Here is a 25,608-nt window from a genome sequence, read left to right as displayed (position 1 = left end):
AGACCCTCTCCCTTACAATTAATTGTAATGAACTAGCCCTTGACGGAGCCAATCAACATGCCCTGAACGAAATATCGCTGCACAAACGGATAAATGATGAGTACCGGCAAGCTGGCCATCACAATGAGTGAGAACTTCATCAATTCGGCCATTTGCTGCTGCTTCACCATCTCTCCTACATCCATATTTCCCGTACTGTTACTCAGAATCAGAATGCTGCGGAGAATCAACTGAAGCGGATAGAGCGATTGTGTTTTTAAATAGATCAGAGCATCAAAATACGCATTCCACTGCCCAACGGCATACATCAATGACAAAACAGCCACGATGGGTTTGGCGAGAGGCAAAATGACGCTGAAAATGAAACGGATATCACTGCATCCGTCAATATCGGCTGCCTCGGACAGCTCATCCGGGATAGAATTCTGAAAAAAAGTACGTGCGATAATCACCTGCCACACCCAGATGGCATTAGGAATCAACAGAGCCCAGCGGGTATCGATCATTCCCATGGATTTAACCACTAAGTAAGTTGGAATTAATCCGCCGGAAAATAGCATGGTGAATGTAATAAACATCATGAGAGGGCTGCGCCAAACAAAGGTTTTTTTGGAAAGCGGATAAGCAATCATAATGGTCAGTGCTACACTAATCATTGTTCCTATTGTGGTGTAAAATAACGAATTGGCGTAACCCATGATAACCTGATCGTTGCGCAATACAGACTTATAGCCGTCGAGTGTCATATCAACAGGCCACAGCCAGACTTTTCCGGATGTAACTGCAGCCGGGCTGCTCAGAGAAGAGCTTACGATATAGATCAGTGGATAGAGCACTGCAATCAAGACAACCGTCAGAATGAGGTAGATGATGGCTATAAACACCCGGTCCCCAAAAGATTCTCTAATGGTGCTCCTCTGACTAACCGCTGAACCGGCTTGGGACTGCAACTTGCTCATCGGATTCCTCCCTTTCCTAATGCCGCATTACCATAAGCTTGTATTGGACAGACGCTTGGCGGCAGCATTGACCGTTAACAACAGAATCAGGTTAATAAGCGAATTAAAGAGTCCAACTGCGGTAGCAAAGCTGTAATTGGCATTCAGTAAACCCATTTTGTACACATAGGTGGAGATAATCTCGGAAGCCGATAAGTTCAACGGATTTTGCAGCAAATAAATTTTTTCGAATCCGACGGCCATGATATTACCAACGCTCAGAATCAGGATAATGACTGCCGCTGGCAGCAGACCAGGCAGATCGATGTTCACCATTTTCTGAAACCGGTTAGCACCATCAACCTTGGCTGCCTCGTACAACGAAGGATCAATACCTGCGAGTGCTGCCAAATAGATGACTGCGGAATAACCCATGCTCTGCCAGACATCAGAAAATACATAGATGGAACGGAACAGCCCAGGCTCTCCAAGAAAATTGACCGCTTCGAAACCAAGCATCCCTGCAATCGTATTCACAATGCCGAGTCTCGGGGATAGGAACAGCATGATAATGGATACCATGACAACCGTTGAAATAAAGTAAGGTGCATAAGTAACCATCTGTACCGTTTTTTTGAATTTGGCATTCTTGACTTCGTTCAACGCCAGTGCCAGCAGTATCGGGACTGGAAAACCCACGACCAAACTGTAAAACGAAATATACAGTGTGTTTTTGATCAGGGTAACGAACGCAGGGTTTTGAAAAAGCAACTCAAAATATTTGGTGCCTACCCATGGACTTCCCCAGATCCCCTTAATCACGTTGTAATCCTTGAAAGCGAGCACTGCATTAACCATAGGCACATACTTGAAAATAATGAAGTAAGCGACGGGAGGAATGATCAACAGGTAGAGCTGCCAGTGCCTCCTCCAGCTTCTGGACAAGGCAAGTTTCAATGCGGACCGCCTGCCTTGTTTTACTACTGTTCTGCCATTCGAAATAGTGGTTCTCAGAGTCATCCCCCCAGAAGGTAACCTATTATGAATAAGGCCCTCTTTATTTTGGTAGCGCTTTCTTGTTTGTAATCATAAGAGGGTCCCTTATTCACGTAAAGGTACACTTTACTCGATGAGGTACGATTCAAGGACAAGAAGGCCGAGAAGCCTGATATGGCTTTATTTTCGCAAGAATTTTTTTAATGTTTTTTCTTGGATTGATATTCATAATGGTGCCAGCTTCATTTCAATTCGTTCTCCATTTGCCGGAATGAACTAGGCAAAACCCCACGGACTCGCTTGAAGGCTCTCCGGAATGAATGTGCGCTGTTATATCCGGTGGTCATAGCAATCTCATCGATTGTCCGCTCAGTCTCACACAGCAGTTCAGCTGCTTTGTTAATTCGTACCTTCTCCACATAATCGGAAAGATTCTCACCGGTATACTCCTTGAATAATTGCGAGATATATTTTTCCGGTTTCCCCATTTGTTCCGCAATGCGATACACTGTTAAGGTAGCATCGGCATAGCGTTCCTGAATGTAAGCCATCGTTTCGTTGATAATTTCAGCATGCATATTGGATTTTTTGCGTTGTATGTCCAGGCAGACGTCTTTCGCCAGTTGATGAAACTTGTCCCGGAGTACGGTAACACTGTCCGTTGCCTGAATAGCCGCAATCCGATTCTTAAACTCATCGACAAGCGCTTCGTCCAGCATGATCTTCGGTTCCAGCTTCAGAAATGTTCCCTTCAATTCCACAACGAACTGCTGTGTCATGTCATAAGACAGCTCCCGCTCGGTAAAATTGCGGTGGAACAACTGATCCAGAACCCGATCCGATTCTTCCATTTCACCCGCCTTTAGCGTATTGAGCAGACGCTGTTCGGACTCCATCGGATAGTAATACAATTCGGTTTCCTTGACGGTGTCCTCGAATCTCACCAGATGCTCTGTTCCCATATGAATGGCATATTCCAATGCTTGTCTTGCCTCGTTAAACGAACGGCCAACATCATTCCACACCTCATAAGAAGCACCCATTCCAACAGTGGTCGCTACCCGGTATTCCCGGTAAACTGCATCCATCTGTTTGCTCAGTTCGGAAACCGTTGTGTGCATGGCTAAATCCGAGGGTTCAACACTAAGCGGTTGTATAAAAGCAATCTGATCTGTACCCCAGTCTGTTATCAAGATCTCTGAATTCCATGTCGTCAAAGCTTCACGCACGATAAGCCTCGCGACGCTTAGTTCTTGAATAATTTCTTCGCTATCGGGACTTCCATAACCGTCTACCTTCACAATCCCTACAACCCCTCGGCTCGTATGAAGAGGTATATCGGTCTGGGAAGAGAGCGCCTCCAACTCGGGGATGGTGTAAAACTCACCTGTCAGCAGACGTTTGATAAATCCATCCCGTAACATGGGAATCTGTTCATTTAATGCATTCTTAAGTACATGGTTATTGGTAATTAAGCTAGTGATATTGCTTGCCAAAAAATCATATTCGTTGCTTGTCTTTCCGGGCAGCCCTATATCCTGTTCCCGGAACACCGACAGAAGCCGATGAATCGGTGCGCTGTGTCGGTAAGCCAGCATTAGCCCAATCAATAATCCAATACCAAGTGTTGCTAGCGTAAAGGTTAAGGTAACCCGCTTGATCTGATCGGCCTTGACCATAAGCGCACCTTCGGGGATGCCAGCCATGTAATTCCAGCCGTTTTGATTGGAGTGAATGGAAATGAGTAGCCGTCCGTCGTCCATTGGCATCACTTCATCGTTCTTGTTAGCAGGCATACCTTTCAATTTTTCAGCCTCTGCTTCATCTATACCACGCGAAAAAATAATATCCCCATTCGAATCTGTCACCAATGTCCACCCCCCATATTGCTCCACAATATGTTGAGTCAAACTCGCCATCTGATTCTCATCAATCATGACGCCAATGGTAGCCTGCGGCTTGTTGAAGCTGTTTAAAGGAATCGACTGAAGAAACGTGATAGCTGGAGCGTCCTCAAACACACCACTGAGAATCTCCTTCTTATAAATTTGTAGGGGAATGATTTCGTTTAAATGCGGCTTTTTTAATACATTCTCTTTCCACTCTGCTAACGTGATGCCTTCCAGGCGGTTGGCAGCAAAATAATGCTCAGGTCGGTAGTAAACCGTCGTAGGCGTAATAATGACATTATAGTTGGGGATATAGATGAAAAAACGAGACAAATAATCATTCGTACTGCTGTACATGGACAGGCTGCGCTGCATGCGGCTCAAACCATAGACATTATTAACGTCAGGCGGCTTGGGATCAGCTATTAGACGGTTTAAATCCTGATTAATGGCCAGTTGTCTCGTGAAATCCTCAACCAGCATCAGATTTCGTTCAATAAATTCCTTGCTCAGGTTGAGCGATTTGAGGCTGTTCTCAATCGAGCTGGTCCTCGCTGCTTCTATGGATGTTCTGTAGGAGGCATATCCGGCAATTTGAGGAATCATGAGAACAATAAGATACGAAATCATGAATCTGCGAAACAAAGGCGAGAATTTGGACCATAAGCGCTGCATATGTACCCCCTTCTTTCGTAAGCGTTTACAAAAGTGTTTTGTTAATGATACACCTATCATTTGCACAAGGTGAAGGTACAACTTCTGCTTTTGGGTACAAATCCATAAATTTCGACCCAAGACCGAAATCATTATCTGAATGAGTGCACTGTATGACAAGGAAAACAAGAAATAAAGCGCTCAAAAAGGACGAAACAGCTTAGAACACTGCTTCGTCCCTTTTCTCCATATACGAAAATTAAGTTTCTTGCTTACGGACTTCAGAATTGAACCTATCCTTTTATGTCTTTTCGATGTTAGTTATTTTATACAAAAAGTAATCAAAATCAGCGTGTTTACGGGTACCGCCAAGATCCTGCACACAGAGACCAATGTAAGTTCCTGTAAATCGGATGTATTCCGGAGATTCATCGGACAGATGTGTGACATCCAGCCATCCACCTGCTGGATACCAGGATGAGTCATCATCGCATGCAAAGTAAAAGCAGGCACGGTCATACTCATACACAACCTTCAACCGAATTCGATTCTCTGATTTTAGTGGAATATCCTCCAACAGTTCGTCGTATATTCCGTATCTCGACTGAAGAATTCCCAAGCACATTCCCTTCTCTTCATGATAGGTGACCCGTAGATAGAGGTAGTCTTTGGTATCGTAGTACAGAATCAGTCCTGCCATTTGCTGCGGATGGTCCGGCGCAAATTCCAGGCAGGTTTCAACTTCACATCTGAAATCCTGAAGCCTCCGGGCGACCATGCTTTGTCTGTGTGTCGAGCTCATGGATTCCATCCCGCGCAAGCGCAAGTAACCGGGTCGTTCCGTCAGGCTGAGCCAAGATGAATCGGGTGGTATACGAAGGGTATTCCAATCGTTCCGGAGCTCTGATTGATCGAAATGGTCCATTTCCGGTGCCGGTTCAAATGGAACTGACGAGATTTTCGGTGCAGGCACCGAAACCTCCGGATGCCGACCACCGTTAGACAGCTTCAGCCAGCCTTCATCGCTCCACGTACACGGTTGAAGAGCAGTCTCACGTCCAAGGATGCAAAATTTCTCCTGAACTGGCCTTCCGACCAGATGAGCCATATACCATTCACCCATGTGAGTTTCGACAAGACTGCCGTGACCAGCCTTCTGCAGAGTCAACTCCGGCCTGCCGTATGATGTAAGAATTGGATTCCCCGGATCAACTTCATAAGGACCTTGCAGGGAACGAGAGCGGGCAACCGTAACGGCATGTTCATAACCCGTACCGCCTTCAGCCGTAATCAAGTAATAATAGTCTTTGTGTCTATATAGATGAGGCGCTTCTGTCAGCCCCAGTTCTGTTCCCTTAAAAATGTTAATAGCACGTCCGATCAGCTTTTGCTCCTGAACAGAGTATTCCTGCAGCACGATGCCTGCAAACCGATTTTTGCCCTTCCGATGATCCCAGATCATGTTAACCAACCACTTGCGACCATCTTCATCGTGAAACAAGGAAGGATCGAAGCCGCTGCTGTTCAGAAATACCGGTTCGGACCATGGTCCTTCAATATCTGTTGCGGTCACAAGGTAATTGTGAGTATCTTTGAAAGCCCCTACACGGCTTTTGACATCTGTGTAGATCAGGTAAAAAACGCCGTTGTCGTAGCTAAGGCATGGTGCCCATACCCCTCCGGAATTAATGTTTCCTTCCATGTTCAACTGAGTGCTACGGGTCAGCGGAGAAGTTATCGGCCGCCAATGAATCAGGTCCCGGGAATGGTGAATTCGTACACCCGGGAACCATTCGAAGGTGGAAGTGGCGATATAATAATCTTCCCCCGCCCTGCATATGGACGGATCGGGATGGAAACCGGGAAGAATGGGGTTGGTAATCATATTCATTATAGAAGCAACCTCCGGTATTAAAATAATGGCAGATACAACAAATGATAAAAATGCATCACCATGCCAGCGCTTTTTTGCCGGCCTCCAGGGCAGTTATGATCCGGTCTACATCATATATATTCCCTCTCCATGTTCCGCCGCTGACAGCTTGCAGCGCAGCCCACAGCCTGGTATCATCCGGCAAATTCTCATCAGGACGCATATCTGGATGAAAGGACCTTCGGGCCAGAATGAAAGCTCCTTCTTCCGGCGAAAACTCCGTATCTCCTTCTCCAATGAAGTTCACGCTGCCCTCGAGCTTGCTCCGATCCACAACGATGTCAATCAAGTCGCCGTTCCGGAGTTTGCCAATGGGCCCTCCTGCCAGCGCTTCAGGCCCAACATGGCCGATACATGCTCCGGTTGAAACTCCCGAGAAGCGGGCATCGGTGATGAGTGATACATATTTTCCAAAAGACAAGTGCTTGAGCGCAGAAGTAAGCTGATACGTTTCCTCCATCCCGGTTCCTGAAGGTCCACGCCCGAGCAGCACGACTACGTCACCAGCCAGAACTCCGCCAGTCTTAATGGCACGGATCGCCTCACGTTCAGTTGTAAACACCTTTGCCCGGCCACGATGCCGATACACGCCATGCTCATCCAGCACATCAGGATCAATGGATGTAGATTTGATGACAGAGCCTTCTGGCGCGATATTCCCGGTGGGAAAGGTCACGGTGGAAGAAATCCCAAGATGCTGCGAGTGCTCTAAGCTCATGATCACACTATCCGGATCAATTCCGTCCTTCTCTTCCAATTGCTTGCGTATGAGATGACGACGTTCCGACGATTCCCACCAATCCAGCACTTCACCCAGTGACGCACCTGTTACTGTAAGTACAGATTCATCCAGCAGGCCAAGCTGTCTAAGGTGAAGCATAACCTCAGGAACACCCCCGGCCTGGAAAACCCGTATGGTCGGATGAAAGATCGGTCCGTTCGGCAGAGCACTAACCAGTCTTGGAACGTTCTTGTTCACCTGTATCCAGTCCTGTACCGTTGGCACAGTTAAACCCGCTGCATGGGCAGCAGCCGGGATGTGAAGAAGCAGGTTAGTAGATCCGCCGAACGCGGCATGAACGGCCATGGCATTGCGAATGGACGCATCTGTAACAATGTCTGCCATCTTGATCCCTTGGGACTCCATGTTGATCAGTGCACGCGAAGATTGGCGCGCCATCTCGAACCAGATCGGCTGCCCTGAAGGTGCCAGAGCGGCATGCGGCACCGTCATGCCCAATGCCTCTGCTACCACCTGGGCAGTTGCCGCGGTCCCCAGAAACTGACAGCCGCCGCCGGGTGTAGCGCAGGCCCGGCATCCCAGCTCCGATGCCATTTCAAGAGAGAGCTCTCCATTCGCGTACCTTGCACCAATGGTTTGAATTTTACCTGCATCCTCCCCATCGGTAGGCGGAAGCGTAACGCCGCCGGGAACAATAACTCCGGGCAGCTGCGGCATACCTGCAAGTGCAAGCATCATGGCAGGCAGCCCTTTATCACAAGTTGCAACACCGAGCACACCTTTTCGCGTGGGCAGGGATCGAATCAATCTGCGGAATACCATCGCGGCATCGTTTCGGTATGGCAGTGAGTCGAACATGCCGGTTGTTCCTTGAGACCTTCCGTCGCATGGGTCGCTTACATAGCCAGCAAACGGGATTCCTCCGTGGCTTGATATTTCTTCTGCGGCAGCTTTCATCAGTAAACCGACTTCCCAGTGTCCTGTATGGTAGCCAAGAGCTGCGGGACTACCATCTTCATTGCGGATACCGCCCTGTGTACTTAAGATTAGAAACTGTTTTCCGTTCAATTCTCCAGGCTTCCAGCCCATTCCGACATTCTGAGACATGCCGAACAAGTCGCCGCTTGGAGCGTTCCGCAGCAAATCATCGGTTAAAGGCAGACGTCCTGTTGCCCCTGGAGCATGCGCTATAATATCATAGCTGCTTGACTCCTTTTCCCCCATAATCGACACAATCTGTTCGTACATGGTAGCCTCCCACAGTTTATGACTTCACAAAGACTGTTTTGATCGCCGTAAAAAACTCGATGGCCGCTTGCCCCTGTTCTCTGGAATGCGAGCTTGACATCTTCATTCCACCGAACGGTGCCTGCAGTTCTACGCCAGCAGTTTCCGCATTAATTCTTACGAGTCCGGCATCCATATCCCGGATGAAGGAGAGCATGGCCCCGACGTTTTGTGTATAGATTGAAGCACTCAAACCATAATCACTGTCATTTGCGAGCGCGATGGCCTCTTCCAAGGAATCCACCGGAATCAAGGCCAGGACCGGTCCGAATATTTCTTCCCGGGCAATGGACATGTGCGGTTCGACACCTTCAAATACCGTCGGCTGTACATAAAATCCTTCTGCGAGCTCAGGATTGTCCGGTCTTTTTCCTCCAGCGAGCAGAACGGCACCTTCATCCTGCCCTTTTTGAATGTAACCAAGCACGGTATTAAGCTGACCTTCACTAGCACATGGCCCCATCCAGCTTCCTGAAGACATGCCGTCCCCAAAACGGATTTCCTGGATTTGTGACAGAAGTTTTTCTTTAAAGGCATCGTATACTTTTCGTTCAATAATGACCTTACTAGTGGCTGTGCATTTTTGACCGGTTGATTTCAAGCCGCCGCTGATGGTGGCCTCAACAGCCAATTCCAAATCAGCGTCTGCCGCGATGATAATCGGGTTTTTGCCACCCATCTCAAGCTGATACTTGGCTCCGCGAGCAAGTGCAGCGGCACCGACCCGCTTCCCAACTTCATTGGACCCTGTAAACGTTATTCCATTTACATCGGGGTGCTCAGCAAGTGCAGAGCCGATTACCGAGCCTTTTCCGCTCACGAGATTGAGAACACCAGCTGGTATGCCGGCTTCCTCAAAACATTCCAAAACCTTGGCTGCTGTAACCGCCGTTTCCTGAGCTGGCTTCAATACAACGGTGTTGCCATAGATCAATGCCGGTGCTGTTTTCCAGATGGGAATAGCCACCGGAAAGTTCCAAGGTGCAATTACACCGACTACGCCAAGTGGCACACGGGTCGTGAACATTAGTGCTTCTCTATCCGTCGAGGGAATCACATCACCCGTTTTTCGCATGCCTTCCCCTGCGTAATATCTCAAAATGGCGACGCCGCGCATCGTTTCTCCTTTGGCTTCCGGGAATGTTTTCCCCATTTCTCTGGTCATGGCTTCCGCCACCTCGTCAGCCCGGCGTTCCAGCACATTTGCGGCTTGGAAAAGATAATTTCCCCGTTCCGCACCCGTTAAGTTCCGCCAGGCCTTTGCTGCTTCTTTTGCGGATGTGACTGCATTGTTCAGGTCCTCTACACCCGAGGCGGGCACATAACCCACAATTTCTTTTCGATTCGCCGGATTAATGCTCGGTTCCGTCATTCCGGATGTTGGTTTCACCCATTCCCCGTTAATAAAATTGTTATAGGTCTGCTCTAACTGAAATGCGCTCATCGCATTCACCCTCCTTCTAAACTAGTTTGAAATGACAGGATTGATTAGTGTCCCGATATCACTTATGGATATTTCAATGCGGTCTCCTGGTTCAAGGGTGAAATCATTCGGAGGCACGATGTTAGTGCCTGTCAAAAGTACCGTACCGTCATACAAATCGTTATCCCTTGCCAAAAAGGAAACCAGTTCATCCAGCTTACGGTTTAATTCACTCGTACTCGCTTCACTTTTAACAACCACTACTTCATCGCGATAGATCTGGCAGACGATGCTGAATTCATATGGATTCTTGACCGTTTCTGCCAGTCGAATAGCAGGACCTATGGAACAGGAATTGCGCCATATTTTGGCTTGTGGCAGATACAACGGGTTTTCCCCCTCGATATCGCGGCAGCTCATGTCATTTCCGGCGATGTATCCCACAATGCTGCCATCTGCGGCAAGCACCAATCCAAGCTCAGGCTCCGGGATCTGCCAAGTAGAATCGCTGCGTAGCGTGACAGCCTCATTCGGTCCAATAGTCCTGGCTGCTGTGGATTTAAAAAAAATCTCCGGTCTCTCTGCGTCATAGACCTTATCGTAAAAAGTTTCCGCATCCAACTTTCCATCCGTAGCTTCATAATTCCGCGCTTCCCGGCTCCGCTGATAAGTAACACCCGCTGCCCACACTTCCGGAGCTTCCACTGGTGTGGTCAGGTGCAGAGAAGTCCAATCATCGGTCAGCTTGTTCAACGGTATAAGAGCGCTTTCAATCAATTGAACCGGAGTAACCTCTTTCTCCTTTGCCTGATAAATTAAAGTCATAAAATCTGCTTGCGGCAAACGATACGCTTTTTCATCATCCGTAACGGCTGCCAACCACTTCTGTTGTCCATCCAAAAATCGAATAATTCTCATTACAGCTTGCCCCCAATCTCCCTACCGGGTTGATAACACTACCTTAACACCAGCGATGATTCATGACGATATACTAATCACTCCGGCAACTTATCCTTTTCACGCATTATTTTTCTGTTAAGATAAATCTATCCGTATTTGGAATACAGAGCATTACAAGGAGGTAGCTGTGACCAAAATTTCAGAAGCCGTATATTTAGGCCGTCTGCCTGATGTTCGCATGTCTTTTCAATTGTTGGGACTGCATGCAAGACAAGTAGATTCCAAATGGACGTATCCGTCTCATGAGCATTCCATGTATGAAATTCACTGGATGCTCGACGGTGAGATGAACATGGTGGTCAACGGTCAGTCGTACAGTCAATCCATTGGAGACCTTCTGTTTATCCGTCCGGGTATGACTCACTCCTGCACTGGTGCCGGACCGCAGGGTTTCACATACTTATCCGTTCATTTCAGCGTACACGATACCTCTTTCTGCAGAGAACTCAACCGCTGCAAGGACATTTATTATCCGGCAAATTCGAGCCTCACTTTAGGATTGTCCTCTTCACTGTGTACCTTGTATGATCTGGCCAGAGAGCACTTATCCATGCCGTTGTCTTCCTCCAAACAGATGAAGGTTCATGCCGCCGTATTCGAACTGCTCGGCTCCCTGGTTGGCCAGTTATCCCAGAATGTATCCGTTACCTTATCCAGAAAAGAGACCATTGCCCACCAAATTGCCGAGCACATTGAGGACTCCGTAAGATATATCCACCTTCATGGTGACGTTAGGGAAAGCGAACGAACCTGGATCCAAGACATCGCCAAGTCGCTGAAGATTAGCCCTTCACAGATCAACCGAATCTTTCGGGAGGTATACGGTACAGCCCCGCGCAGGTTTCTGTCAGAAACACTTCTGAACGAAGCTCAGCGGCTGTTAAAACAAACAGACTTGAATATTGACCATATTGCGATGATGCTTGGATACAAGACCAACGCGCATTTCAGCCGTCAGTTCAAGCGATGGACAGGCATTACGCCAAGCGAGTTTCGTATCCATTCCCAGCGAATTGCTGCAGAGGAGCATTTCGGTGATTGAAGAACCTTTCCACAGAAATAAGCAGCTGCCGGGTTACGGCAGCTGCTTATTTCATAACAGAGTTCGAATCTGTGCAGCCCATTGCCTCATATTCTCTTGCACTAGTCCCTGCCCTTATCCTGCTTGTCAATCAGGATTATTGCTCAAGCCAGCTTCAAAATTCGACCAATGTTCTCACAGGTTCTCTCCACATTTTGAGGTCCTTCAGCTAACAGCTTCTCAATGTCTGAAGCGCCTGGCACGATGCCAAAGATTGCGTCAATTCCTTCTTCGTACAACACCTCAACACCTTCGCCGATATACCCTGCCAGTGCAATCACTTTCTTACCTTCCAGCTTGGCCGCCTTCGCAACACCATATGGTGTCTTGCCGAATTTGGTCTGGAAGTCCATACCGCCTTCTCCGGTGAAACAGTAATCCGCCAATGCCAGCTTGCTGCGAAGCCCCGTGTACTCAATCACGATATCGATGCCACGCTGCAGGGTTGCCTGGGTAAAGATAAGCAATCCTGCTCCAAGACCGCCTGCTGCTCCTGCACCAGGGATATCACGAATATCTTTGCCGAGCTGTTCTTTGACCACAGCTGCATAATTCGCAAGATTCGCATCGAGTGTGAGTACCATTTCAGGTGTTGCTCCTTTTTGCGGTCCAAAAACATGAGAGGCTCCCGTTTCTCCACACAGTGGATTTGTCACATCACAAGCCACAATGATCTCTACATCTGCAAGGCGTGTATCAAGCTCACTTGTATCAATCGTGGCAAGCTTACCGAGACTTCCTCCGCCCCGCGGGAGTATGTGCCCCTCCGTATCCAGAAACTTCACACCAAGTGCCTCTGCCATACCTGCACCACCATCATTCGTCGCACTGCCGCCAATCCCAATAATGATCTTCTTGATGCCTTGATCAAGACATTCCTTAATCAATTCACCGGTGCCGTAGGTAGATGTAACGAGCGGATTTTTCGTTTCCTTGGTTACAAGATGGATTCCACTCGCAGAAGCCATCTCAATCGCAGCTGTCACACCATCTCCCATAATTCCGTATTTTGCAGCAACCGTTTCGCCTAACGGCCCTGAGACCTTTTTTTCCACCATTCTACCGCCGGTTGCATCTACGAGAGATTGAACAGTACCTTCTCCGCCATCGGCCATCGGCACGTGGATGTAGCTCGCATCCGGAAATGCTTTACGCAAACCTGATTCCATTGCTACACAGACTTCCTTTGCCGTCATGCTTTCTTTGAAAGAATCGGGCGCCAGCAAAAATGTTGGTTGTTTCATCCCTCTCACCTCATAAATTCATTTAATAATATTCACTTCACCTTATAAGAAAAATCCGTAGAGCAATGTAGCTACAATCGTCATCGTTCCACCGACAATCGCTTCATATGGTACAAGTCCCATACGCTGCTTAATCGACATGTTCATACTTCCTGCCGTAACATGGAAATAGTTACCTTGTGGCAGGGAGTCAATAACAGTAGCACCTGTGTGGACCATTGCTGCCGCTGCGAGAGGTGCTGTACCCATATTCAGGATCGCTTCACCAAATGATCCGGTTGCCAGAATAACGCCTGTTGAGGTTGAAGCTGTGGCTGCCGCCATCAGAATACCTGCAATCGGTGCAAGGAAGGTTCCGGAAATTCCGGAGGCTTCAATAATACTCACGACCTGTGTGGATAGATCCGAGTTCGAGATCAGTCCCGCAATACCGCCTGCACCGAGTAGAATGAGCACCGTTGCGGTCATTTTATTAAGTCCGGATGCAGAGTAGTCCAGAATTTTGCTTGCTTTTCCCATCGCCAGCATCCCGATGATCCCTGCGATCGGCAGGATAAACATCGCATCTACTTTGAAGCTGGCAAGCAAATCGATGCCCAAGATGGAACCAATCGGGTTAATCATCAGCAGGATGACGGCTACGAGCGGTGCCACAATAGCCGTTTTGAGCGGTGGATATTTGGATGTATCCACTTCTTCATCATTTACCGCCTCTTCAGCAGATACCATCACACCTTTATTTTTAAGCATGGATGCGACAATGACCGTTACTGCTAGTCCAAACAGAGCAGGAATGAATCCTGCGATCATGACTTGACTCAAATCTAAATTAAATCCGTTTGCTGCTGCAATCGTATTCGGATTAGGAGAAATGATATTCCCTGCTTTACCCCCGCCTGAGAGCGCAAGCAAGAGTGCAATCTTCGAAATGCCCATTTTGTTACCCACTGACAAGGCAATGGGTGCAACGATCAGTACTGCGACTGGAATAAATACACCTACGGCTGTAATAATCATTGTGGCAAGAGCAAGGGCGAGAATCGCCTTTCCGCCGCCAAATTTCTTCACAATCGCCTGCGCGATCGTTTCGGCAGCACCGGACTCCATCATCACGCCAGCCAGAACCCCTGCGGCGAGTACCCGGAGAACCGTACCCATAACACTTTGTGTTCCACCAACAAGCACATCAATCGTTTCTTGCAGATTGGCTCCACCAATCAATGACCCAATTATGGCTCCCAGAAATAATGCATACACCGGATTCAGCTTTCTCAAGATGAGGATGATCGCAATGGCAAGTCCGACGAGCGCCCCGATCCAACTGATGGTTAATCCGTCCATCTTTGTATGCCCCCTTATGTTTATTTATGAATTCGCTTTCTTGTTGAATACGCTTTCAGTATAAGATGAATTGAAGTTAAGAGATATTGATAAACGGACGATTTTTATTGTGCAAATGCACAACCACAGCTTCATTTTTCTTCCAATTAAAAAACGGAGCACTGCGCTCCGTTCTGATCATTCCCTTATAAGTAGATAATTATCTACTTAGGGAAGAATGATATATTCTCCGTCACCTAGAAAAAGAATAGGATCCGTAATCTCTTCCATCGCCTTCTTCACGACAGTCTCATAGGAAGCTGTACGATATCGGTTGCTATGAGGCAGAATTGCCGCTCGAAGCACACCGAGTCCACTAAATTCGGTCAACAGGGTCTCGTTCCATTCAGGATGAAGAATATCGGCATGCTGAATAGTGCTTCCGAATATCGCAGCCCCTGCACTTTGCCCAGATACCAGCTTACCTTCTGACAGCATAAATGCCAGAATTTCATGCGCACCGGAATCTTTAACTCGAGCCAGCAGATATAAAGGGTTCCCCCCATTAATATGTACAACATCATAATTCAGCAATAAATTTGCAGGGTCTGTATCCAAATCCACATAATCGACCTTCGCAAAACCAATGGCGTAGAACAAATCTTTTGTTCTGACCGCGTGCTTGCTTTTATTTTTATACTGAATATCCGCCGTTGTTATAATACAAGCAGTTAGATCTGTCTTCACCTGGGGAAGCAAACTAAGAAATTGTGCCATTGTGTGCTTCGAATACAGTCCGTTCGCCGTTAGAAATAGCGGCATTAGTATAATCCCCCTATCTAGTCATATAAGAGATCTATATTCAGCTGCCAAGTCAGAACTCTTTCTCTATGTATTTCTGCCGCTCAGGCATTACTCCATTCAACTTCCTTCATTTTGAGGTCTGATAGATCTCCTTCTACTACGAATGCGGTTAGACCTAATTGACTTCTTGTTTCATGATGTTCACCTTGTTCCCAGAAGGCTGCGAAGCCTGGCTTGATTCGATATGGTAACCCTTCCCTCCCAGTCACCATACCTTCACCTTCAATGACAAGAAACAATTGATGGGTCGATGCCGGATGCATGCCGATAAGTCCTTCTGGACCAAGCCTCATACAAGCCATACGTACGTTATGCGAATGATGCAAAATACCAGTAAGACTAAGATTATGGCTATCGTATGCAGTCACCTGACGTCCCTGTTCAGGACCAAAGTGATATATTTTCATAAGGCAATACACCTCTCCCTTAGTCCCGAAGGAACTGCTTTTTTATAGATACAATTTGGGCATAGTGATGACGGCTGTGATCGGCGACATGCCATATTCCCCAACGGATCGAGGCTGTGTTTCCATTCTCAAATGGCACCTGATCTTCTAGCTGATTCTCCTTGATGTTCATACATACGTTCTCAAACATATCTTGTATGCCCTCATATTCCTGGATTAAAGTGCTCACGGAAATACGATGAACTGCTGGAAGCTTACCATTCTCATCTATCATTGGACCCAGCTTCTCTATCCACTCCTTAGGGACCTCCTTACACTGCAGCCGATATACCCAATTCAGATCGACAACGGACAAATGACGAAGCAGCTCCGCAATACTGTTTTGATTCCTTTCTTTACCCTTGTAGTCGATTTCTTCTTGTGTAAGTCCCTTGACCTGCCTCTTTAATCTTTCAAAGTTATAGCGCACCATGGAGTGCAGCAGTCCTGCTGTTCCGGTCATTCCTGGCTTGATATCAAAATCATACTGTTTCATACGATCACCTTTCTCGGGGATGTTGATAGATAGGAGTTTCATGGCAGTCTTCATGTGGCTACTTCTAGAAAAAGCATAATTCTGTAGGAATACATTGTTCGAGGTTACTGTGACTAATTAGATATTACGAAGGTTATTTATGTGAATGTTAACGGAATGGAGCGGGAAGCTTAAGATGTGTGGCAGGACCGAAAGGTTATAAAAAATACGATCCCGCCATGGGGAATGATCTGCAAGGTGTGTTAGGAAGCAACTCTTACTTAACCTGCTCTGGCTGGCAATCGGTCTACACGGGAACTAAACCCCCGCTTCCTTCATGCGCTGAAGAATTCCCACAATGCGAAGTCCTTCTACATCGCTGACCGTAATTCCATACTTCTCTTGAATGCGTGTGATTTTTTTGAGAAGGGCAAATTTAGAGTCACAAAAATCAAACATGGATGCATCATCTGAAATGAACATGCCGTAGTATTCCAAGCCAAAGATCTCTTTGAAAAAAATAATGCCTTCCGGCTCCAGCTCATTAATCTGATCTACGCTTGCATATACGATGCCTGCCTTGCTTCCCGGTCTGGGAAGCTCTCCACCGCGCGCTAGATAGGCGTCAAAATTTCGTTGCAGATTCGCGCAGGCCTCCTCCTTCGTATCCCCTTCCCCTCGCATCCAGTACCAATTGAGTACCCTGGCGTCCCAAGGATACTTTTTGGAGTAGGAGTCTGACTCAGGTTGAATTTCTTGATTTATAATTTCAATCGGATAGTCACGAAGAGACCAATTTGACTTAAAGAAGGAAGCCGCCATCTTATATGCTGTTTTCCATGATTCTGTCAGTAATTGTTGTTTCATCGTTCATAACTCCCTCATTTATATGCTTGGGTGATATTATCCTCTATTATAACAAGCTCATACCTAATCTTCGAATGTTTAGGCCTGAAGATGAAGCTTGTATAGGTATTAGACAAAAAACCATCACATTTAACGAGATATTTAGAACTTTTTAATCATTTCCATTAATTTCGTAATCTATAATTTAGATGTTTATTTCTGATCTTCTTCATGCATTTGTTGCAGTTCCGCTTCTATCTCTTCATCCGAGGGCGGTGTATCTTTATCCGCAATATTAAGCTTCCGTTTGATTGCCTCCATATCGGCTTCCATGTCTTTTAATCTGGAACGATTCGATAGCGCAACCAATAAAGTAATAAACAAAATGATGAGAATAATCACCATGTTAGCTCCCTTCAAATAAACAAAGAACGCACCTCTAACAAGTTTGAACAAGTATAGTCTGGCTGCACTTCATTTTTTCTCATTTTATTCAATCGATTCAACCACACGGCAGTTCCCATATTATAACTGGATTGAATCAAATCTTCACCCCGTATTTCAGCTGATACGCCAGTCACTCACCAGCTAAAGCTGCTATTTCTGATACAATGAAAATCAATGTGTATGTATCTTGAGTTATTTAATGAACGGAGGAATATCATGTCCCATTCCGAAACCAAACCTATAAAAATCACCAAACCAAAGCTTCCTAAGCAGCTCTCATTGGTTAAGCTTGCAGATTCCACCATTCTGGATCGCGCTGAATATGGCCAGGCCATGTGTCAGGAGGAAGAGATCATGGATGTCATCGCCGAGAAAGTAACATTTGATCAGATGGTATTCGAGAACATCACCTTTAGCAGCACCTCTCTTCTGCATGCAGAATTAACAGATGTCGTCTTCAAGAACTGTGATTTATCCAATGTGAACTTCAGCGACTCTGTCCTGCATCGAGTTCAGTTTACGCATTGCAAAATTATCGGGATTGACCTTACCGCCGCAACTATGCGAAATGTATCTTTTCAAGAATGCGCCGGAGATTATGCAACGTTTCGTTTTGCCAACATGAAAAACATCTCATTTCAGGAGTGCTCGCTCATCAAGTCGGATTTCTATCATTCCGAATTTGCCGGCATTGAGCTCATCGGCTGTATGATTGACGGTACACAGTTCACGGGTGCGAAGCTAAAAGGCATTGATCTTAGCCAAACGGAATTTTATAACCTCGGTGTGACCATGGAGGATTTGCATGGCTGCATTATTGCACCGGCACAGGCACTTCTGTTCTCCAAAATATTTGGTCTCGTCATTAAGGAATAACTTCACAGAAAAAATAATTTAAACGGTTTTTTATCCCTGTCAGATATAGATCAATGTTATATTATTACAATCATGGTTTTTCGCGTTTGCAAGAAAAGGAGTTATTCATATGATAGAAGCTATAGGAAAATACAACACGGCTAAAATTTTTACAGATACGATCGATGAAACGGCTTATGCTCAAGTCCTTGAGCTGTGTAATCAGAAGGCCTTTGAAGGTGTACAGATCCGCATCATGCCAGATACCCATGCAGGAAAGGGCTGCGTCATCGGATTTACGGCTGAGCTTGCAGGACGGGTCGTCCCTAACCTCATCGGTGTGGATATTGGCTGCGGGATGGAAGTTACATCTCTCGGACCGATCGATATCAATTTTGAAGAGCTGGATTGCTTTATACGTCATAAAGTCCCTCATGGTCATTCCATTCACCAAAAAGTCGCTCACCCTATTCATAAGCCCCTACTGGAGCAAAAAATAGAGAACATTGCAAGCAAAACAGGTACGGTCTATGAGAAGCATCTAAGAAGTGTGGGAAGTCTGGGCGGAGGCAATCATTTTATTGAAATTAATGAGGATTCTTCAGGTAACAAAATCCTGGTGATCCATTCTGGAAGCCGCAATCTTGGACTTCAAGTCGCCAAATATCATCAGAAAAAAGCGGAGCTCTATTGTACAGACCGCATGAAAGACCTGACTCTTCAGCAAAACGAGGAGATCGGACTGCTCAAAAAGTCTGGCAATCTTGATGCGATCCCTGCCGTTATCGAGAAGTATAAAGCACTCATGGAAGTGTACCAGGTTCCAAAACCGCTTATGTACCTCGAAGGGGCTGGGGCTGACGAATATTTAGCGGACATGTACGCAGCACAGGAGTTCGCTCTCTTAAACCGCCAAGGGATGTCGAAGGCCATTGCAGAATTCTTGAACTTGGATTACCGTCAACTGTAGAAATTCACAACCATTCATAACTATATTAATCCAGAGGACAAAATCATCCGCAAAGGCGCGATCTCAGCCAAAGCAGGTGAAAAGGTCATCATACCGATCAATATGCGAGACGGTTCCATTATCGCCATTGGCAAAGGCAATCCTGATTGGAATCATTCCGCCCCCCATGGTGCAGGCCGCCTGATGAGCCGATCCAGAGCCAAGGATATTTTGCATATGAACGATTTCAAGGACACCATGCGCGGCGTATGGACCTCATCCGTAAGCACCGCTACGCTGGATGAAGCCCCAATGGCCTACAAACCAATCGAAGAAATTCTGGAGAATACGGTAGATGCATTAGAGATTGTAGAGATTATTAAGCCGCTGTACAATTTCAAAGCGAGTAATTAATTTGAAAGAAGCACTCGGTTACCATCGCTGGTGACCGAGTGCTTCTTTTTTTGAGGCTATCTATTCATTCTTAGTAAATCCTTTACCAACAACAGTTTCCTTATCCAAGTCAACATAGACGACAAGATCACCCGAAGTATTCGTACCGGTATGATTGAAAGTCACAGCATAAACTTGATCATTGCCTACATTACTATACATATAGGAGTCGTTCTCCTCATTAACTCTTACTTTCTCTACGCTTGAATCCTTCAGGCTGGCAGGTATTAAAGCTTGTTCTTCATGTGTAAGGCTACTGAATGCCACCATTTCGATCGGTGTCTGTTCATGAGTTGAAATCAAACTGCAGCCTGCTAAAGTTGGTAAGATCATTAATAACAACGAAATAAAAATGTGTTTTTTTATCATCAACACTCTCCTTTGACTTCCTCAAAAGTCGTTCTTCAACCATAGACCCACGCTAAATATAGCCTCGTTGATGAAGGAGCTTAAGGTAGGTTGCGTAATTTTCATTACCTAGATGGCATTCTTCTTCTCGGAGTCCTCTTAATATGTATAATTCCTGCAGTAGCTGCTGGCTCATTCCCTGAAGTGTAAATCCGGTAATGTATTGTTTATCTTCACTTTCTATAATAATGCGAAGCAATCTGCCCTGCCTGATCTTTCTCCACAGCCGTTCTGCACCCGTCAAGGAATCCTCCTCAGAAGGGACCGTTGTATGCATTGCCTGCATTTCTTTTATCATTTCTTGCTCTTGAGAAGTAAAGATGGACGATAGAATTTGACTGTCGTTCACATGATAGATTTTTACGATATGATTGTAGTGGATTAGAGGGTCTTTTTTCAGGTCGGATACTTCCAAAGGGTTCACAACAACAACACCATATTTACTTTTCAATAGATGATCTGCTTCCTGAAGAGTATACCGCAGCGGTAAATTGGATGCCATAAAACGCTCGTGCAGCTCGCTGATTTCTATATCCACATTTTCTATATTCAAGTAAACTCCCCCTTTGAACTACTTTATTTCCTCAAAGTGTTGATCATAGCAGCTTCAATCCTCAGACTAGAGAGTCACTAACTCGGCAAAAACATCAGAAGTTGTTCAAGCTCACATACTACCGTATTCATTTAGAAAGCGGAAGATTCCTGGCTCAGCACTTCAATAGTTCATTGACAGTCTTAGTCCACTGTCCTGCCGAATCTGCCAAAATGGTCTCCCATCCCATCTCTCTTGCAGGCAGCAGATTACGCTCTTGATCATCAACAAAATAAATCTCATCGCTATGCTCCAGCCTGCCGTGCAAAGCGTTGTAGATAGCAGCACCCGGTTTACACATCCCAACCTCACTCGAAATGGTACAGGATGTGATGTAGGGCATGAGCGGTGCCAATACAGGTGATAACCATTCATGTCTATGATTACTTAGAATATGTATGTTTGCTTTTTCAGACCATTTTGCTACCCATTCCGCAGTAGGCAATAGCCTCAAATGGGTTTGCAGCATTCGCCTCATGACCTCATCACTTTGATCTACTTTATTGATTTGCCTTCTTATCCAAACGTAGAATTCCGCTTCCGAAACATGCCCAGACCATAATGACTCCCTGAGCTCTTCTTTAAATTTGCGAACAACACTATTGCCAGAGACTATATCTGATAACATCAGTTTATTCCAATAGTTTGGCGACAGATTAGCCGTGATGACGCCTCCGGCATCAAGCACGAGCTGCGGTTTAGGGTTCATTGCGGTGATCATCCTCCCAGATATGATTAGTCCTCTTCAATTACTTCGGGTCCACCTCAAGCTTGACTACATAAGTACCCGTACCAGCCGGCCATTCTCCGTAGATCACGATGAAATATGTGCCTGGCTCAGAAGGGGTTCGGATCGTATTATCTTTTACCGGAATTGCGCTCTGCTCCGTACCTGTTACTTGTAAAACCAAATACTCCGAAGGCTGAATAGAGAAAGATAGAATCATGTCTGTGCTGGGAGTCACTTCATATCCCTCATATTGGTTGGCTATTTCCGTTGGTTCCGGTGCATCTGCTATCCCACTCGTCCAGACATACGAGCCTTTATGAAAGAGAAGCTCCTGCTCATCCAAGCGCCCAATCAGATCCGGAGGCTCTGTTATAAAGAAAGACCTGGATGTGATGTAAATGACGGCAAGGAACAACAACACTCCCGCAGAAATAAGCAGCCTCTTCTTCATTTTATTTTTACTCTCTCCCCTATTTGGACACGGATTCTATCAAATTCTCAATTGTCCCTACAAATCGGTTCACTTCAGGCAAATGATAGAATGTACTGGACTGCTCCGGTTCATAGACATGTTCTGATTCTGAGTATATCCATACTTCCTTTCCTGTACCCAGGGCAATACCGAGCTCAATATGACTTCCCTTGCCTGCAGGCATCATCATAATGAATACATCGGAACGAATGACCCCTTCCATTTCCGCTTCTCCAATTGCGGTGAGCTCTGCATGCGTAGTGGCTTTCCCATGTCTGGTCCAATCATAGGTATGTGTATGACCTCTCAAGACAAGCTGTTCAGCAGTGTAATGAACATGCTCCATGTTTCTAAAGCTCGAAGCAATATAGAATCTCATAAGTTCCCCCTGATACGTTAATATCTAACCTTTAGATTATATTGAAAATATTGGATTTTCTATTATATTCTACACGATTGTCTACAACTCAAAAACCCCCGCATTTACACGCGAGGGCATTCAAGCTGAAGCTTATATTCTAGATCACTATCTTATACATCTACAGCGGTAAAGTTACCAAAATAATAGAGCAAAAATGAAGCTAACAATAGAACAGCAACAATGATTCCAACGGTGATTTTCTTTTTGCGTTTGGTTAGGTGTTCTCTGTTTCCTGCCATATGAAGTCTCTCCCTTTGTTCATCTTGATAGATATATAAACGTTTGAAGAGAGTTATAAACGAAGACAGAACAGAAATTCATTCCATTCTACTTTCTTTTTGGCACGGATGCCGTAATGAAATCCTGATCCTTGAGCATTTTGGCAAGGTACAGCATCTGCCCCAAATGTTCCGAGAAATGCGTCACACAAGCAAACAGAATATCCATGTTACTCCGTTCCTGATCCCGGATGACTTGCGTCTTCATCAAATCTTCTTCACTCATTAGCTCAATGGTCTGTCTAACATCTTGGTACGATTCCTTTGTGATCTCGATAAGCTCATCTCTTGTACGGTATAACACATCGAATTCGGCGTCTCTGTCTCTCGTTACATCGGATCCCCGAATGCCTCGACGAACGCGTTCATCAATATTGCCGCTAATATGCACAACCAAGTTGGCAATGCTGTTGGAAGCTTCATTGTAGCGATAGTTCACCTCATCATCATTCAACTGATGAAGCACATGCAAGGTTCTTTTCTCGATATCATCGAGCTTTGTACATAGCAGTTCTTTAAACAAATGAATATCCATTTGGATCATCCTTTCCTGCTCATCGGTGAATTTACAAGAGATAATAGCATCCTCCCCTGTTGCAGTCCATTCCTGAGCTGAGTATATTTATCTTTAGTTATAAGAAACAACGCCATTTCCCTCTATTTGATATATAATTTCTTTTAGCAATATCATAGGCCGCACGAATAAGATATATCAGGAAAGGAGAGCTTGCTATTCGAACCTTGGTCATCAGTGATATTCATGGCTGCTACGATGAATTTAACGCATTGCTGCATACAGCAAATTACATACCAGAGCAGGACAAGCTCATACTCCTCGGCGATTATGTAGATCGCGGACCGAACAGCAAGGAAGTACTTAACCAAATCATACAGCTTCATCAGGATTATGGTGTCGTTACACTAAGGGGGAACCACGATCAGCTGTTCCTGGAGGCGATGCTGCTGCAGGAGGATGATCGCTGGCTGAAAAACGGAGGGTACCAGACGGTCGAGAGCTATATGGGTCCTTCCTACTTCGAAGATCATTACTTTAACAAAAATGCCTACGCAGAAGCAAAAACTTATATTATGGAGCATTATCCTCATCACCTGGAATTTATTCAAGCTTTGCCATATTACTATGAAACGGATACCCACTTGTTCGTCCACGCAGGCATTAATCCATTCTATGCGGATTTTAGAGAGCAGCCGGAGGATGATTTTATATGGATACGCGATCTTTTTCATGATCAGCCCACCAGTCTAGATAAGCCGGTCGTATTCGGACATACGCCGACGGTGCATCTGCATGAATCCCCCGGAGTGTGGTTCCAGAAGGACAAGATCGGTATTGACGGAGCGTGCGCGTATGGCAAACAGCTGAACTGTCTTGAAATTGCGGAAGATGGAACGTATAAGACCTATGCTGTCTATAAGGGAACTAAACTGCCTGCCAGTACATAAAGCTATCTGTCTTGTTTAATCCTACCGTATAAGGGTACTAAAATGATGTAAGTCTCATTTTGATCCTTAATTAGGAGGTGGATGCAGGTGGAAGAAAAGAAGCTCTTGCCTAAGGAGGAAGGCCTGGATCACAGCTTAAGTGTGCTGCGTGAAGGCTACCTATACATAACGAATCGTACAATCGGGTTCCAATCGGATATTTTTGAAACACGTCTTCTTGGTGAACGCGCGATCTGTATGCGGGGAGAAGAAGCTGCCAAGCTGTTTTATGATAATGATAAATTTGAAAGAATTGGCGCTGCACCGAAGCGGGTCATTAACACTCTTTTTGGTGAGGGCGGCGTTCAAACCTTGGACGGAGAAGAACATCATCATCGCAAAAACATGTTCATGTCTGTGATGTCCACTGAAGCCCTTGCCCAAATGCGGACGATCACTCGCAAGCATTGGGCCCTTGCGGCTCAGCGGTGGGAGACTATGCCGAAGGTGCAGCTCTATAAGGAGGCACAGGAGCTCCTGTGCCGGGCTGCCTGCGAGTGGGCAGGCGTGCCTTTGCGAGAAGCGGAAGCACAAGAAAAAGCAGCCTGGTTTGGCGCCATGATTGAAGCCACCGCTGCAATCGGTATCAAGCACATGAAGGGGAAGAACGCCCGCTCTAAGGCGGAGAAATGGATTAGTGGCCTGGTTGAGCAAGTCCGTACAGGTGAAATAGAAGCACCCGAACAGAGCACACTCCACACGTTCGCCATGCACCGTGATCTGAAGGGAGAGCTTCTCGATTCACAAACGGCTGCCGTAGAAATCATCAACATCCTGCGCCCGATCGTCGCGATCGCTATTTATATCTGCTTCACGGCACTGGCGGTCATTCAGCAGCCTGAGGAGCGCAAGAAGCTGGCGACGGCAGAAGAAGACTATCTTCAGAATTTTGTGCAGGAGGTACGCCGTTTCTATCCCTTCTTCCCGTTCCTGCCTGCACGTCCAACCAAGGATTTTACTTGGCAAGGGTATGAATTTGAGAAGGGTGTTCTAACCCTCCTTGATCTGTACGGTACGAACCATCACCCGGATCTGTGGGATAATCCTGAGAAGTTCAGACCGGATCGCTTCCATGATTGGAATAGAAGTCCATTCAATTTCATTCCGCAAGGCGGCGGAGATCACTATACAGGACACCGCTGTGCCGGTGAATGAATCACGATCGAAATCATGAAGGAGAGTCTCGATTATCTTGCGAACAAGATGGAGTATGATATCCCTCAGCAGGATTTGAGCTTCAGCTTTCATGAGATGCCCTCTCTGCCGCACAGCCGCATCGTCATGATCAACGTAAAGGCTGTGTAGGGGATTATGTAACTATAAATTGAATGCAATGCGTTTAATAAAAAATAAAAGATGGACGTGAACCTCTACGTCCATCTTTTATTTTTTATATCTGTGA

At 46.0% G+C, this 25,608-nt stretch carries 26 protein-coding genes and 1 pseudogene; 6 read left to right on the top strand and 21 right to left on the bottom strand.

Annotated elements, in window-relative coordinates:
* Window positions 1-32 precede the first annotated feature (32 nt).
* From PUW25_RS07080 to PUW25_RS07050, 7 genes are all read right to left on the bottom strand, one after another.
* The gene (locus tag PUW25_RS07080) at window positions 33-959 is read right to left on the bottom strand and encodes a carbohydrate ABC transporter permease (protein ID WP_047910099.1); all 927 of its coding nucleotides are present in this window, start codon (window positions 957-959) and stop codon (window positions 33-35) included.
* Window positions 960-986: 27 nt separating this feature from the next.
* Window positions 987-1,958, bottom strand: coding sequence for an ABC transporter permease (locus PUW25_RS07075; protein ID WP_177178648.1), 972 nt, complete (start codon window positions 1,956-1,958; stop codon window positions 987-989).
* Between the two features lie 218 nt (window positions 1,959-2,176).
* A complete protein-coding gene (locus PUW25_RS07070; RefSeq protein ID WP_047910100.1) occupies window positions 2,177-4,498 on the bottom strand; it encodes a helix-turn-helix domain-containing protein in 2,322 nt (773 codons plus the stop codon).
* A 280-nt stretch (window positions 4,499-4,778) separates the two neighbouring features.
* Complete coding sequence (locus tag PUW25_RS07065) at window positions 4,779-6,368, bottom strand: glycoside hydrolase family 43 protein (protein ID WP_205053593.1); 1,590 nt, start codon at window positions 6,366-6,368, stop codon at window positions 4,779-4,781.
* Window positions 6,369-6,426: 58 nt separating this feature from the next.
* The gene (locus PUW25_RS07060) at window positions 6,427-8,400 is read right to left on the bottom strand and encodes a YjhG/YagF family D-xylonate dehydratase (RefSeq protein ID WP_274336850.1); all 1,974 of its coding nucleotides are present in this window, start codon (window positions 8,398-8,400) and stop codon (window positions 6,427-6,429) included.
* A 16-nt stretch (window positions 8,401-8,416) separates the two neighbouring features.
* Window positions 8,417-9,883, bottom strand: coding sequence for an alpha-ketoglutaric semialdehyde dehydrogenase GucD (gucD, locus tag PUW25_RS07055; protein WP_274336849.1), 1,467 nt, complete (start codon window positions 9,881-9,883; stop codon window positions 8,417-8,419).
* Between the two features lie 21 nt (window positions 9,884-9,904).
* Window positions 9,905-10,780, bottom strand: coding sequence for a fumarylacetoacetate hydrolase family protein (locus tag PUW25_RS07050; protein ID WP_205053595.1), 876 nt, complete (start codon window positions 10,778-10,780; stop codon window positions 9,905-9,907).
* Between the two features lie 169 nt (window positions 10,781-10,949).
* On the opposite strand from PUW25_RS07050, the gene PUW25_RS07045 reads away from it, so the two are divergent.
* Window positions 10,950-11,864: an AraC family transcriptional regulator gene (locus PUW25_RS07045; protein WP_205053596.1), complete on the top strand. Its 915-nt coding sequence runs from the start codon at window positions 10,950-10,952 to the stop codon at window positions 11,862-11,864.
* Window positions 11,865-12,007: 143 nt separating this feature from the next.
* Here PUW25_RS07045 and PUW25_RS07040 read toward each other — a convergent pair whose 3' ends face one another.
* The 7 genes from PUW25_RS07040 to PUW25_RS07010 all read right to left on the bottom strand — a co-directional run bounded on the left by PUW25_RS07040 (window position 12,008) and on the right by PUW25_RS07010 (window position 17,503).
* Complete coding sequence (locus PUW25_RS07040; RefSeq protein ID WP_205053597.1) at window positions 12,008-13,147, bottom strand: glycerate kinase; 1,140 nt, start codon at window positions 13,145-13,147, stop codon at window positions 12,008-12,010.
* 42 nt (window positions 13,148-13,189) lie between these two features.
* On the bottom strand, window positions 13,190-14,488 hold the full coding sequence (locus tag PUW25_RS07035) for a GntP family permease (protein WP_205053598.1): 1,299 nt from the start codon (window positions 14,486-14,488) through the stop codon (window positions 13,190-13,192).
* A 207-nt stretch (window positions 14,489-14,695) separates the two neighbouring features.
* Window positions 14,696-15,289, bottom strand: coding sequence for a Type 1 glutamine amidotransferase-like domain-containing protein (locus PUW25_RS07030; RefSeq protein ID WP_274336848.1), 594 nt, complete (start codon window positions 15,287-15,289; stop codon window positions 14,696-14,698).
* Between the two features lie 83 nt (window positions 15,290-15,372).
* Window positions 15,373-15,738 (bottom strand): cupin domain-containing protein, encoded by a 366-nt coding sequence (locus PUW25_RS07025; protein WP_274336847.1) that lies wholly within the window; start codon window positions 15,736-15,738, stop codon window positions 15,373-15,375.
* 19 nt (window positions 15,739-15,757) lie between these two features.
* On the bottom strand, window positions 15,758-16,327 hold the full coding sequence (locus PUW25_RS07020; RefSeq protein WP_274338567.1) for a DinB family protein: 570 nt from the start codon (window positions 16,325-16,327) through the stop codon (window positions 15,758-15,760).
* 243 nt (window positions 16,328-16,570) lie between these two features.
* A complete protein-coding gene (locus tag PUW25_RS07015; RefSeq protein ID WP_274336845.1) occupies window positions 16,571-17,119 on the bottom strand; it encodes a hypothetical protein in 549 nt (182 codons plus the stop codon).
* A 192-nt stretch (window positions 17,120-17,311) separates the two neighbouring features.
* Window positions 17,312-17,503, bottom strand: a complete 192-nt coding sequence (locus PUW25_RS07010) for a hypothetical protein (RefSeq protein WP_274336844.1) — start codon at window positions 17,501-17,503, stop codon at window positions 17,312-17,314.
* A 258-nt stretch (window positions 17,504-17,761) separates the two neighbouring features.
* Between PUW25_RS07010 and PUW25_RS07005 the strand changes: the two genes are divergently transcribed.
* Together PUW25_RS07005 and PUW25_RS07000 are read left to right on the top strand one after the other, a co-directional pair.
* Entirely contained in the window at window positions 17,762-18,421 is a 660-nt protein-coding gene (locus PUW25_RS07005; RefSeq protein WP_274336843.1) for a pentapeptide repeat-containing protein, read from the top strand.
* A 109-nt stretch (window positions 18,422-18,530) separates the two neighbouring features.
* Window positions 18,531-19,763, top strand: a pseudogene (locus tag PUW25_RS07000) (RtcB family protein).
* 60 nt (window positions 19,764-19,823) lie between these two features.
* On the opposite strand, the gene PUW25_RS06995 reads toward PUW25_RS07000, so the two are convergent.
* The 7 genes from PUW25_RS06995 to PUW25_RS06965 form a co-directional block, all read right to left on the bottom strand.
* Window positions 19,824-20,171: a hypothetical protein gene (locus tag PUW25_RS06995; RefSeq protein WP_274336842.1), complete on the bottom strand. Its 348-nt coding sequence runs from the start codon at window positions 20,169-20,171 to the stop codon at window positions 19,824-19,826.
* A 52-nt stretch (window positions 20,172-20,223) separates the two neighbouring features.
* A complete protein-coding gene (locus PUW25_RS06990) occupies window positions 20,224-20,763 on the bottom strand; it encodes a hypothetical protein (RefSeq protein WP_274336841.1) in 540 nt (179 codons plus the stop codon).
* 154 nt (window positions 20,764-20,917) lie between these two features.
* Complete coding sequence (locus PUW25_RS06985) at window positions 20,918-21,511, bottom strand: HAD family hydrolase (protein WP_274336840.1); 594 nt, start codon at window positions 21,509-21,511, stop codon at window positions 20,918-20,920.
* Window positions 21,512-21,551: 40 nt separating this feature from the next.
* Complete coding sequence (locus PUW25_RS06980) at window positions 21,552-21,983, bottom strand: hypothetical protein (protein ID WP_274336839.1); 432 nt, start codon at window positions 21,981-21,983, stop codon at window positions 21,552-21,554.
* Window positions 21,984-22,002: 19 nt separating this feature from the next.
* A complete protein-coding gene (locus PUW25_RS06975; RefSeq protein WP_274336838.1) occupies window positions 22,003-22,383 on the bottom strand; it encodes a nucleoside 2-deoxyribosyltransferase in 381 nt (126 codons plus the stop codon).
* A gap of 152 nt (window positions 22,384-22,535) precedes the next feature.
* Complete coding sequence (locus tag PUW25_RS06970) at window positions 22,536-22,664, bottom strand: hypothetical protein (RefSeq protein ID WP_256209584.1); 129 nt, start codon at window positions 22,662-22,664, stop codon at window positions 22,536-22,538.
* An 88-nt stretch (window positions 22,665-22,752) separates the two neighbouring features.
* Window positions 22,753-23,238, bottom strand: a complete 486-nt coding sequence (locus PUW25_RS06965; RefSeq protein ID WP_274336837.1) for a DUF1572 family protein — start codon at window positions 23,236-23,238, stop codon at window positions 22,753-22,755.
* 206 nt (window positions 23,239-23,444) lie between these two features.
* On the opposite strand from PUW25_RS06965, the gene PUW25_RS06960 reads away from it, so the two are divergent.
* The 3 genes from PUW25_RS06960 (at window position 23,445) to PUW25_RS27425 (ending at window position 25,511) form a co-directional block, all read left to right on the top strand.
* Window positions 23,445-24,167, top strand: a complete 723-nt coding sequence (locus PUW25_RS06960; protein WP_338000047.1) for a metallophosphoesterase family protein — start codon at window positions 23,445-23,447, stop codon at window positions 24,165-24,167.
* Window positions 24,168-24,254: 87 nt separating this feature from the next.
* Entirely contained in the window at window positions 24,255-25,361 is a 1,107-nt protein-coding gene (locus PUW25_RS06955; protein ID WP_338000046.1) for a cytochrome P450, read from the top strand.
* Between the two features lie 15 nt (window positions 25,362-25,376).
* Complete coding sequence (locus PUW25_RS27425) at window positions 25,377-25,511, top strand: hypothetical protein (RefSeq protein ID WP_338000045.1); 135 nt, start codon at window positions 25,377-25,379, stop codon at window positions 25,509-25,511.
* The last annotated feature ends 97 nt before the right edge of the window (window positions 25,512-25,608 follow it).

The organism is Paenibacillus urinalis (assembly GCF_028747985.1).
GTDB classification, from domain to species: domain Bacteria; phylum Bacillota; class Bacilli; order Paenibacillales; family Paenibacillaceae; genus Paenibacillus; species Paenibacillus urinalis.
Note: the sequence above shows the minus strand (reverse complement) of the source record. Positions and strands in the feature narration are given on the sequence as shown.